General features: G+C 41.5%; 11 protein-coding genes and 2 pseudogenes. 3 read left to right on the top strand and 10 right to left on the bottom strand.

From position 1 onward, the window contains the following. Nucleotides 1–353: 353 nt before the first annotated feature. Nucleotides 354–443 (bottom strand): annotated as a pseudogene (locus tag OEY58_10840) (adenylyl-sulfate kinase). A 186-nt stretch (nucleotides 444–629) separates the two neighbouring features. Here OEY58_10840 and OEY58_10835 point away from each other — a divergent pair. Next, the gene (locus tag OEY58_10835) at nucleotides 630–899 is read left to right on the top strand and encodes a DUF1778 domain-containing protein (GenBank protein MDH5325947.1); all 270 of its coding nucleotides are present in this window, start codon (nucleotides 630–632) and stop codon (nucleotides 897–899) included. Beyond that, complete coding sequence (locus tag OEY58_10830) at nucleotides 899–1,426, top strand: GNAT family N-acetyltransferase (GenBank protein MDH5325946.1); 528 nt, start codon at nucleotides 899–901, stop codon at nucleotides 1,424–1,426. The genes OEY58_10835 and OEY58_10830 overlap by 1 nt, the downstream gene beginning before the upstream one ends. Before the next feature lie 14 nt (nucleotides 1,427–1,440). Here OEY58_10830 and cysC read toward each other — a convergent pair whose 3' ends face one another. Both cysC and OEY58_10820 read right to left on the bottom strand, forming a co-directional pair. Then, a complete protein-coding gene (cysC, locus tag OEY58_10825; protein MDH5325945.1) occupies nucleotides 1,441–2,058 on the bottom strand; it encodes an adenylyl-sulfate kinase in 618 nt (205 codons plus the stop codon). Between the two features lie 74 nt (nucleotides 2,059–2,132). Then, nucleotides 2,133–3,344 carry an undecaprenyl/decaprenyl-phosphate alpha-N-acetylglucosaminyl 1-phosphate transferase gene (locus OEY58_10820; protein MDH5325944.1) on the bottom strand — a complete coding sequence of 404 codons (1,212 nt, stop codon included), beginning with the start codon at nucleotides 3,342–3,344 and terminating at the stop codon, nucleotides 2,133–2,135. A 191-nt stretch (nucleotides 3,345–3,535) separates the two neighbouring features. Between OEY58_10820 and OEY58_10815 the strand changes: the two are divergent. After that, nucleotides 3,536–4,213, top strand: a pseudogene (locus OEY58_10815) (transposase). On the opposite strand, the gene OEY58_10810 reads toward OEY58_10815, so the two are convergent. The 7 genes from OEY58_10810 to OEY58_10780 all read right to left on the bottom strand — a co-directional run bounded on the left by OEY58_10810 (nucleotide 4,123) and on the right by OEY58_10780 (nucleotide 12,096). Continuing rightward, nucleotides 4,123–5,352 (bottom strand): undecaprenyl/decaprenyl-phosphate alpha-N-acetylglucosaminyl 1-phosphate transferase, encoded by a 1,230-nt coding sequence (locus OEY58_10810; protein ID MDH5325943.1) that lies wholly within the window; start codon nucleotides 5,350–5,352, stop codon nucleotides 4,123–4,125. The pseudogene OEY58_10815 and the gene OEY58_10810 sit on opposite strands and share 91 nt — an antisense overlap. A gap of 178 nt (nucleotides 5,353–5,530) precedes the next feature. Further along, complete coding sequence (locus tag OEY58_10805) at nucleotides 5,531–6,160, bottom strand: class I SAM-dependent methyltransferase (GenBank protein MDH5325942.1); 630 nt, start codon at nucleotides 6,158–6,160, stop codon at nucleotides 5,531–5,533. A gap of 80 nt (nucleotides 6,161–6,240) precedes the next feature. Beyond that, nucleotides 6,241–6,996, bottom strand: a complete 756-nt coding sequence (locus OEY58_10800) for a glycosyltransferase (protein MDH5325941.1) — start codon at nucleotides 6,994–6,996, stop codon at nucleotides 6,241–6,243. A 13-nt stretch (nucleotides 6,997–7,009) separates the two neighbouring features. Then, a complete protein-coding gene (locus tag OEY58_10795; GenBank protein ID MDH5325940.1) occupies nucleotides 7,010–8,767 on the bottom strand; it encodes a carbamoyltransferase in 1,758 nt (585 codons plus the stop codon). Nucleotides 8,768–8,799: 32 nt separating this feature from the next. Beyond that, nucleotides 8,800–9,579, bottom strand: coding sequence for a glycosyltransferase family 2 protein (locus OEY58_10790; GenBank protein ID MDH5325939.1), 780 nt, complete (start codon nucleotides 9,577–9,579; stop codon nucleotides 8,800–8,802). Nucleotides 9,580–9,661: 82 nt separating this feature from the next. After that, nucleotides 9,662–10,801, bottom strand: coding sequence for a glycosyltransferase (locus OEY58_10785; GenBank protein MDH5325938.1), 1,140 nt, complete (start codon nucleotides 10,799–10,801; stop codon nucleotides 9,662–9,664). Next, nucleotides 10,798–12,096: an oligosaccharide repeat unit polymerase gene (locus tag OEY58_10780; GenBank protein MDH5325937.1), complete on the bottom strand. Its 1,299-nt coding sequence runs from the start codon at nucleotides 12,094–12,096 to the stop codon at nucleotides 10,798–10,800. Before OEY58_10780 ends, OEY58_10785 begins: the two co-directional genes overlap by 4 nt. Between the last annotated feature and the right edge of the window lie 4 nt (nucleotides 12,097–12,100).

Here is a 12,100-nt window from a genome sequence, read left to right as displayed (position 1 = left end):
TCGGAAATCGTTTTGAGGGCGTCGATCGATGGCTCGTTTTTAAGAATCTCAATCCCTTAACTGGTGAAGTTTATTTCAATCTCTTCCCCTGGCTGGATATTAAGATGTTCTAACATTTCGCTGGTAATTCGCACGCCATGGCTGTTTCCCCATTCGCTGATTTTGGATTTCACTATTCACCTCCATTGGAGCTCACAGAACATTATGGATATCCGACGTATATCCATAATCGCATATTTTAACGCTGTTATTATTAACCGTAGCGAAACGTTGAGGTTAACGCGCATTAGTCCAGGAAACTAATTATTGTAATTTCAATGAGATAGAACGAACTTTGCGACTTTTCAAGCCACCTCGCCTTTGCGGGCTCGGGCGTACAAGCCTTTTACGTCGCGCTGCTCGCAAACCTACATCGGACAACGGCAATAAATTTCCAAAAAATCGCCATGGGGAAACAAACTCCGGGCCTTGGCCCGATCTTCTCGAAGAAATAAAGGCTGTCAGGATGCCCCCTCCAACGAGTTTGGACTTAGGTACGGAAAAAGTCCGTACACCTTGACGATCAAGATAGCATAAGTTATAGTTAAAATTGTACGGATATTTTCCGTACAATACTGGAGAAACAAAAGATGGCCAGCACACGTTTAGATATACGCCTCGACGAAAAAATCAAAGCAAAAGCAGAAAAAGCAGCTGCTTTACTTGGGTTAAAAAGTCTTACTGAATATGTCGTCAGGCTAATGGATGCAGACGCGACAAAAGTTATAGCAGAGCACGAAAGCATTACGGTAGAAGCCGATATATTTGACCGATTTACAGCGGCTTGCGAAAACGCACAAGAACCCAATGAAGCTCTGCGTGAAGCAGCGAGTTTTACTAAAGAACAGGGGTTTAAGTAATTTTCCACAAGGAGTTTGTAGAGCTTGATAAATCCAAACACGACCGGAATTCATTTGATTGCGGCAAACAAGAACTAAACGCCTTTCTCCAAACACAAGCTGCCAAGCATATGGAAGCCGGGATAAGCAGAACTATGCTCCTACCTGCTTCCCCCCCCCTTGCAAACAGCAAACTTCCCATATGCTCATTCTACACAATAGCCCCAAGCTCGATTAAACGAGCAGATCTACCCGTAGAGCTAGCAAAGAAGCTACCACGCTATCCGGTTCCGGTTTTTTTACTGGCACAGTTGGCAGTACATTTGAAATATCGCGGACAGGGCTTAGGTAAAATCACATTGATAAAATCAATGGAACATTTATGGATTATTAATTCTCAATTGAAAGCATACGCAATTATTGTGGATTGTTTAGATGCGGAAGCAGAAACATTCTACCGCAATTATGGCTTTATTGATCTAATCGAACACAACAGCAGGCCGAGAATGTTTATTCCGATGAAAACTGTCTCTAAACTTTTTAAGTAACATCTACCAACCATTCACAAAACCAACAAAACCCCTCGCTCTGCCAACATCCCGATCACCTGCCCCACACAATTTTCCAGACTGTCTGAACCGGTGTTTACCACCAGCTCCGGTTTCTCCGGCTCTTCGTAGGGAGAGGAAATCCCGGTGAATTCCTTCACCTCGCCTTTGCGGGCTCGGGCGTACAAGCCTTTAACGTCGCGCTGCTCGCAAACCTCCACCGGACAACGGCAATAAATCTCCAAAAAATCACCATGGGGGAACAAACTGCGCGCCTTGGCGCGATCCTCCCGGAAAGGAGAAATAAAAGCCGTTAAGGTGATCACCCCGGCCTCCAGCATGAGCTTGGACACCTCGGCAATACGACGAATATTCTCCACCCGGTCATCAACAGAAAAACTCAAATCCCCACACAAACCGTGACGTACGTTATCGCCATCCAGTACGTAAGTACGGCAAGCCCTCTGGTGCAGCTCTTCTTCCACCGCATGGGCCAAGGTGGACTTACCCGCCCCCGATAGGCCGGTAAACCACAACACCACACTGCGGTGATGATTCTGTTTTTGCCGGCGTTCACGATTGACAGTGGCATTATGCCAAACCACGTTGCTGCTTTTGTCCTGATCGGTCACTTTTACGCATCTCTAAGATTGGTTGCAATTGGGATATTTTACGCCATTAAAAAAAAGAGCACGCCAATGGCTCGCTATTTTGATTGAATTTTACTCTCTGTATCCTGCCGCTTCAGTTTATCTTTGGACTCAGAGAAAGAAACAATCTGACCGTCCGAAACTTCCTCTTCAGAATTACTCAGTGACTCCCTCTCACCCAAGCCACGCAGCATGGATTCAAACCTTACCACGTTGTGATTGCGACGAAGGAACTTCATCACCTTCCAGGCATGCATCATTCCGGCAAAATAAAGCCCAAACAAACCCAGGAAAATCCCAAACATGAGCAAGTCGTTAAACTGATAAAATGTACTGAATAGGCCCACTGCCATAAAACTCAGGGCCAGGCTGGTTATAATCAAATGGGTTTGAAAAACTGTATAACCACCGCGCAATAAAATGTGATGAAAATGCTCGCGGTCGGCCAAAAACGGCGACTGTCTTTTTAGAATTCGTCTAAGCATAACGCCGACTGTATCGTACAAAGGCAGGGCTAAAAACCACAAGGCAGCCACTGGAGACATGGCCCGGTTTTCGCCTTGAGACAGACTTATTAAAAACCAGGCCAGTACAAATCCCAAAAACATACTTCCGGCGTCGCCCAGAAAAATAAGCGCCTTGGGCCGTTTAGGAAGACTCACATTGAAAACCAAAAAACCGACTACGCAACTGGCCAAAAGAATTAGAGTGGTTAATTCTAACTCGTGTGCATAGACGAAACTCACCGCAGCCAAACCCAACAAAGCCACCAATGTTAAACTACCCGACAAACCGTCAATCCCATCGGACATGTTAATGGCGTTTATCACCCCGACTGCTGCAAATACAGTAAACGGAACAGCGAGGTCTCCTAGACTAAAATAACTCCCGTCAAACGACAGCCGCCCCAGATCTGCAAGATATACCCCACCTATATGAATCATAATCAGAGCTGCAGCAATTTGTGGAATTAATTTAACACGAAAGGACAGGGTCCGATAATCGTCAAATAACCCTGTAAAAACAAGCACCAAACCCGCAACCATTAACCCGATGGATTGAGCTTGGGTAAAAATCCCGGAAACTGCCAAACCAGCAACAAAAGCCATGAAAATGGCCAACCCCCCGATTAAAGGGATCTCTCCTTCGTGATGTTTGCGACTATCGGGACGGTCGACTAGATCTATTTTATGGGCAAATGATTTTAGTAGGAATATCAAGCAGATGCTGACCAAAAAAGCGGTGATAAAACCGAAAATGTTAGACACGCAATAACCCTTAATTATTTATTGGAATGAATCTATGTAATTATAAATCATGGGAAATAGGCTAAGTGTAGGCTATTTTATTTTATTTTAACGCAAAATATTGAAATGGCCCTGTCACAAACTATGAAGTGGTCTAATGGAACCGGACACATTAATGAGAGATAATACTGTCAAATCATTCAGGTGTCATCATGAGTAAGAAAAGAACGTATAAACGATATCCGCAGGAGTTTAAGGAAGAACCCGTAGCGTTGTCCGAGATCAAGGTTACTCAGTCCCCGAGGCGGCTAAGTCATTGGGAATCAACGCAAATGTGCTGTACAAATGGAAAGATGCCATAGAGGCACAGCGCGAAGGTAAGGTTCTAGCAGAAGACGAGCGCGAAGAACTCCTGCGTCTATGCAAAGAAAATAAGCGCTTGCGGATGGAGAAAGAAATATTAAAAAAAGCGAGCGCCTTCTTCGCCCAGGAAATGAAGTAAAATACGAATTTATCAGGGAGCAATCCAAGGATTTTCCGGTTAACGTGTTATGCGAAGTCATGAAAGTCGGTAAAACGACTTATTACGACTGGTTAAAACGACCAGCCCAAATGATTAGCGAAGACACGCTGCACTTGCATAGACGAGCGAAGCTGTTATTTGAGCAAAGTCGAAACAGCTTGAAGAAGGCTTTGAAATTGGACGGTATCGGTAATCCTCCCTTTGTGTCAACCTGGTGTTTCACAGTGATCGAGCAAGGGCGCACATGCGTAACGATGTCGCAGCCTACATGAAGTATTACAACCTTGATAGGTTGCACACTTCAAACGGAGATCTGTCTCCAATTGGGTTTGAAAACAAATTTAGGGAAGTGTCCGGTTTTGCTTGACCAGAACAATCATGACCGGTTTCATCCGATGGTCGACAGTCATTCTCCCCCAACCCACGTAATATAACCTCAAATCGTACCACATTGTGATTGCGGCGAAGGAACTTCATCACCTTCCAGGCATGCATCATTCCGGCAAAATAAAGCCCGAACAACCCCAGAAAAGCCCCAAACATAACCAAGTCGCTAATTTGGTAAAAACTGCTGAAAATGCCCACGGCCATAAAACTCAGTGCCAGACTAGTAATTATTAAATGAGTTTGAAATACGGTATAACCGCCGCGAAGCAAGATGTGATGGAAATGCTCCCGATCCGCCAAAAACGGAGATTGCTTTTTAAGAATGCGCCGAAGCATAACCCCCACCGTATCAAACAAAGGCATCGCCAAAAACCACAACGCCGTTACCGGCGACATGGCTCGACTCTCTCCCTGCGAAAGCCCAATGAGAAACCACGCCAATACAAACCCCAAAAACATACTGCCGACATCGCCCAGAAAAACCACAGCCTTGGGTCTACGAGGTAGACTGATATTAAATGCCAAAAAACCAACCACACAACTAGACAATAACAGCAGAGTCGTTAATTCGAATTCGCGGGCATGGACAAAACTCACCGCACTCAAACCCAACAAGGCAACCAGAGTCAAACTGCCAGACAAACCATCAATACCGTCCGACATATTAATGGCATTTATAACCCCAACCGCTGCGAATACCGTAAACGGAACCGCTAAATCACCCAGACTGAACAAACTACCATCCAGAGACAATCCGCCCAAATCCTGCAAATAGATACCGCCCAAATGCACCATGATCAGGGCTGCAGTAATTTGAGGTACTAATTTAATCCGAAAAGAAAGGGATCTATAATCGTCAAACAAACCCGTAGCGACCAAAATGAGGCCTGCTAGAATAATTCCAACTGATTGAATTTGGGTGATTAACCCGGAAACAGCCAGCGCACCAACAAAACCCATAAATATTGCTAATCCGCCTATAAGCGGTATTTCGCCTTCGTGATGCTTGCGACTGTCGGGACGGTCAACCAAATCCACCTTAAGGGCGAATGGTTTTAACAGAAAAATCAAACAGATAGTGATCGAAAACGCGGCAAAAAGGCCGAACAAAATGGACACGGGACACCCTTATATTATTGGAATTGGATCTGTATAATTATTAATCATAGTAAATATACTAAGTGTAGGCTATTTTACCTCTATTTCGGAGCAAACTATAGTCGAACGTCTAACTTAACTAGTTTGCGATTATTTTTTACCTTTGAACCGCAAAAATCAAAACCACAAGCGGGCAAAATCATAGTTTCTGTGCTACAAGTACCATACTTTTCCACAGATACGGAAGCCGACCAACTCCTGAAAATGCTACAACCTTAAAACCGTTTTCCTCCAACAGCTGTGAAAGAGTTTTCTTACTCCAGAACTTTATATGTCCACCATGCCATAATGGTGTATGGTGTTTGTCCCAAGCACCAAATATCGATAGCGCTAAGTTTTTTAGGTAACCGTGGTACGGGGTAGTCACAATTAGAAATCCTCCTTTTTCCAGTACGCCCGCAGCATATTGTGGAAGAAGATGAGGTGAAAAAAGATGCTCAATTACTTCTGTAGATACAACAACGTCAAAAGGTTTCTCAAACCTTAACAGCTCAGATGGATCATCTTGAATACCATAATTGTAGAATGGAATTGACGGATAGGCCTTTTTAGCAATTTCGACCCCCTGAGAATCGTACTCTACACCCACAATTTTGTAACCAGAAGAAGCGACATGGGAACACAATACACCATTGCCAGCCCCCAAATCTAAAACCCTTCCAGCCGAAGTGGTCTGTAAAATCTCTAAAATACGTGGCACTATGTAGGCACAAGAGTGTGGCCCTTGACATGATTTCCACCCATATTCTTTTACGACATTTTCGCTCATAACTGGAATCCTGTGCTACGTTTGATTTTCAATTATATTCGTTTTAATTCTATTTGGGTGCAAATTGTGAATTTATGCCCTTATACTTTGCTCATAAACCACTGTGGTAATTTTCTTAGTGGCTTTAAATATAGCGTCCAAGGATATGGTTTCAGTTGATTTATTTCCCACGATCTTCGATCCATCAGATTCGCTCTTAACCTATTTGCAAGTGAAGCGTTACTCATACCCCCCGTACGCATGTTAACTAAGGTATACGGGACGTAGGTCGCCCCGATTCGATGCTTCAGGAGAAATCGCAACATTATTTCATAATCAGCTGCAGAACCTAAGGACAGGTTAAAAGTTCCAAGTTTTTGATATACTGAACGTCGTACAAAAAATGTTGGATGCGGTGGCATCCAACCCCAGTAGAACTTTTGTGCATCGAATTCACCTGCCTTCCAATACCTTACTACTCTCGCCTCATCCTGTGCATCAACATATTTTAGGTCTCCGTAACATGCTTGAATCTCATCGTTACAAAAAACTGAGACTACTTTTGAGAGAGAATTTTTTGTAGCGTAATAATCATCCGAATTTAAAATTCCAATAATATCACCCGTTGTAGAATCTATTCCCTTATTCATAGCGTCGTAGATTCCGTTGTCTGGCTCTACGATTACTTTACTAAAATGGTTTTGATATTCGCGTATAATTTTATGCGTACCGTCAGTTGATGCCCCATCAACGAGAACATGTTCAACCGGCACATTTTGATCTCTAACACTGTCAATGCAATGCTTTATTGTTTTCTCAGAGTTATAACTTACCGTTACTATAGAAATGGTAGCCAACAAAATCTAACCCTTATATATTTCTCAGTCTCGTGATCAAATAGTTTCCCACTACTAAAACATCCATATTAGTCCTCAAAAAACAATCTAACGCTTCTTTAGGATGGCAAACAACTGGCTCATTCTCATTAAATGAGGTGTTCAATACTATAGGGACACCTGTTATCTCACCGAAACTGGAGATGAGCAAATGGTAACGAGGGTTGGTTTTCTCATATACCGTTTGTAGGCGCCCGGAACCATCAAAATGGGTAACCGCAGGTATCTTGTGTCTTTTTTCTTCTTTTATTTGAAACACCTTCATCATAAAGGGCACATCGTCATCTTCTTCAAACCACTGATTTACTTCCTCCCTCAAAATAGAAGGAGCAAATGGTCTAAAAGACTCTCGTCTTTTAATTTTCAAATTTAATATATCTTTCATATCTCCACGACGAGGATCACAAACGATAGATCGATTTCCTAGAGCACGGGGCCCCCACTCCAACCGCCCCTGAAACCACCCTACAACTTGGGCTTCAGCAATATTTTCTGCAGTTCTTCTACACAGCTCTTTTTCGTCACTTATGTATTCCACTGTACAGTTTTTTTCTTTTATATCTTCACTATTCTCATCTAATACACTTTTTATTTCGTCGTTACTGAACTCCGGCCCCCAATAAGCATGATCCATATGAGAGGTTGATTGAATATCTCCAATATCGCGGGCGACTATTAAAGCGGCGCCGATGGCACCACCAGCATCACCGGCAGCAGACTGTATATACACATTCTTAAAAGGAGTGTTTCTCCTAATTTTACCATTAGCAACCGAATTCATGGCGCAACCGCCTGCTAGCGTTAAATCATCTATTTTGTGCTTTTTATGTAACGTATTCAGAAGATGGAAAAAAGCCTCTTCATACATTAATTGGATCGACCTCGCTATGTCTTTGTGCTTTTGTTCCAATGCATCTTCTTTGTTTCTTTTTGGTCCAAGCAAACCGATTAATGCATCTGTAAACAATTCTCCTACGTGCGGACTTCCGTTTTCCCACTCATATTCTATTTTCTCTTTATGGTGCCTAAAGTATTCAAGATTTAAACTATATGACCCATCATCATGTAATTTTACAATTTGACGCATTTGGCCCATATACTTAGGCTCCCCATAAGGGGCCAATCCCATTACTTTATATTCATCTCCATAATGAGGAAAGCCAAGATACTGAGTCATAGCTTGGTAAAATATACCCATGGAATGTGGAAAAGAAACTTTGCCCTCAACTTTTATATCCGCACCACTACCTACGCCCCATGCTGCGCTGGAAAAATCTCCAAATCCATCAATTGATACAGTGATTGCATTATTATAAGGAGACACTAAGTAACATGAAGCCATGTGGGCCAAATGATGTTCTACATACCTGACTTCACATTTTATTTTTTCCCCAGGAAACGCTTTTTTTAACTCATCAGCAACCGAAACTCGTTCTTTCCTATTCTTTATTCTATCAAGTACCAATTTCATATCAGGTCGCTTTTTAACCATAAAACTAACTTTTTTAAACAAGTTTGCTTTCGGGTCACTGTTTATTACTACAAAATCGATATCCGATATCTTCAACCCTGGTGCTCTAAGACAATACTCTATTGACTTAGAAGGAAACCCTGCCCAGTGTTTTATACGCCTAAATCTTTCTTCTTCCACCGCTGCAACCAGCTCCCCGTCCACAATCAGCGATGCAGATGAATCTCCATGGTATGCATTTATCCCCAATATGTTTGCCATACTTACAAAACCCCTAAATATTCCGATCCAATTTATTTAACTTTATTTATCTTTGCTTCTAGTAATTTTAGAGAAAGAATTGTCTCCGCTATACCGCGTTGAAATGCATAGAAAACACCATACCAACCATCCTTAAATCCCTTCCCTATAGTAATGCAGTATATTGGCACTAACCACGGTGTAACAAATATCAACTTTCTCATCCGATCTTGCCAACGTAACTCTGCAAACTTTTTGCGTCGGAGCAAGTCACACTCCAATTGTGCATACTTGTTTTGTGACATCAACCACTTGTCAAGTGATTTCCTATCATCATGGTAAATATAACTTTCTAAATCAACAACCCTACCATCTACTACTACTCGCTGAGTATGTCCGTCTTGAACATAATGGGCTTTAGATTTACGATACAAAGTAACAACTGGTGGGTATAGAGACCCAGACAAAGGTTTTCCGTTTACGCAATATTTAAATTTAGATCGAAATCCACATTCACTGGAAGGTTTCAACGTTTTTAACTCATCTATGAACTCCTCAGTTAACACATAATCTGCATCCAAAGCCAAAACCCATTCCGTTGAAATACCAGTATTATTTAAACCGAAATTCCACTGTTTTGCGTGACAATCAAATTTTCTATAGATAAAACGAACGTTACCGTAATTTCCGCAAATAGTTTTTGTTCGATCTTCACTACCACTATCGACAACGATTACCGTCTCTGCCCATTGAAGCTTCCTTAGCGTCCTATCAATGTTAGCTTCTTCGTTATATGTTAATAATAGAGGCGTGATATTGTCCAGTAATGACATAGTTAAACTTTACCCCTCAATGTTTCCTTTTTCATATACAACTCAATAACTTTTTAGATTCGTAAACATATTTACTGGAAACTCACTGGTTTAATAACCCTTCACAGACAGCCAAAAGCTCTCCTGACACACCACTCCAGCTATAATCCCTCATCATCCATTTACGCCCTTTTTCTCCCATTTCTTTCAAATTCGCAAGCTCCATACTTCCAATCGCTTTCGACAGTGCCTCTGGGCTGTTCTCCACCCACAATCCACACCCTTCCCCCACCACTCTAGACCATGGAGTTCCTTTACTTGCTATAACAGGTAGCCCATGAGCTAAGGCTTCAGCCACAACCATACCAAAATTTTCTGTATACGAAGGCATAATGCATACATCAGAGTTTAAAAACAAATTGTGTTTTTCATCTCCGGAAACATGCCCTAGAAAAGATACACGTCTATCTAATTTATTATCTAACACCAGTTTTTCCAATTTATCTCGGTATCTAGAATCTCCATCACCAGCGAGAGTCAATTTCGCATTTTTTGCACCGGGCAACGTTAAGCTACCTATCAAGTTTTCAAGACCTTTTATAGGATGTAATCTTCCTAAATATAAAAGACGAATGCACCCTTGCGGAATCCATTTACGATCCTTTTCAACCTCTGGGATTTCAACCCCGTTCTGGATCACTGACAATGGCACGTTTGGCATTCTGGATTTTGCCGCATCTGCCTCCTCTTGGGATGTAACATGTAGCACAGTCCGACTTGGATGTATTATAGTCCTACATATATACTCCCAAACCACTTTAATACTCCTATTTGTGCTTCCTTCCCAACGTTGAAGCGCTCCTCGTGTTGCCCAAATTACTGGCCGCTTAAGTAGTCTACACGCAATTAAAACTGGAATCGTAGGTGGTGAATAAACCCCATTTAGATAAATCACATCCGCCCATTTTACCATGGGTATAAGCTTTACAAAAAACTCTAGCGAAACATCCTTCCCAAAAGATTTTTTGCAGTAATAAACCAAAAAGTTAGAAGGAAAACCTTCTGGCAAATCTTCAATTATCAATCGATCGTTAGATGTTGGGCCGGAAGTATCGGTTGTTAATACACGCAATACTATCCCCTTGTTCACCGCCAACGCTTGGCATAGCCCCTTCGTAGAATAAATTGGGCCTCCCCAATAAACTGCCGGATAAAAAGACGGGGTTATTACACAAATATTCAAATTGGCGCCCTCCGTCTAGTCACAATATATCTCTTTATTAGGAACAGAGGAAGAATAATGTACAAAACGGCAGTATTCAGAAAAAAGTCCCCTCGATTCTCCATAAGCATTAAGTATAGCAATGGTATATGAACAACCATATACGAGGGATCACCTTGATTAATCACATACAAATGATCCAGAAACTTGCATAGAAATCCAAAAACCAGAAAACCAACAATTAGTGCTACAAAACCATAGTTAGCGATCAACTCTCCTGTCAACGAAGGAGCAAGCGATAAGCCAGGAATCCCCCCGTACACTTTTTCAACAAACATAGTTCCGAACGCAGCTGGTTTATCATTCCAAATTGACCTTGGAATCACATTTACAATTGGTGTCAACAAAGACATACCATTTATATACTCTCCCGTTTTCTCGTAATGCGCTACTATCAATGTTAAATTGTCAAATGCATCCACAAATTCGAAAGACAACATGCGACTCAAAGCAGCCACTTGAATAGCATCTACTTCGACTTCTGAGGTCTTCCATCCTAGAACGGCAAATGTTTTCGTAACATTAGCAACAATAATTACAATAAATAGAGCAAAAACTATAGTGACCGCTCCTGAAAGCTTAATTACTTTTCGCTTTATATATATCCGGTCATACAAGTAATACAACATCAAAAATGAATATAAAAACAAATAAACAAATCTCGACCCCCGAAAGAGAACTGTACCTAACCCGAACAGCAATACCGCAATTACGAGTATATTGTTTACTCGACTTAAATTCTTACGAGAATTCATAAACAAAAAAAAGGCTAGAATTCCAGAGACAATTGTGAAATTCACCGAAAACCTTTCAATACTTGTTGAGTTATCGATTTCATGAACCGTTGACAATGGATTGTAAAATAATAGCCCTATGCCCCCCAACAAACCTAGCACTAAAATAATCCTCAAAATCTTTTTCAAACTTAGTTCATAGACGTTCGTGAATCTTTTTCTCGATGCTAGCGTGCTTGGAATATGGTAAGCCAACAAGTAGCAAAATAGCGACAAAATCACACTAACACATGACAAACCAAGAATAGAAATATCGTTAGTAACAGGCTGATCGTATATCCAAACACTCTTCAACATACCTATAATTATAAATACCACAAATCCTGTTAAAAAATATGTGTTCGCACTAAACAGGAAACGTTTCCCTGACAAAGCATTTATAACAAATGAAGAAACTATCAATGAAATTGCTATGAATGAAGTCGACAAAAGCAAAAATTTTGATTCGCTTACACCCATCATCGCA

This window comes from Gammaproteobacteria bacterium, assembly GCA_029882975.1.
In the GTDB taxonomy this organism is placed as follows: Bacteria; Pseudomonadota; Gammaproteobacteria; order SZUA-152; family SZUA-152; genus JAJDNG01.
The sequence above is the reverse complement of the archived record's forward strand: the minus strand, read 5'-3'. Positions and strand labels throughout refer to the sequence as shown.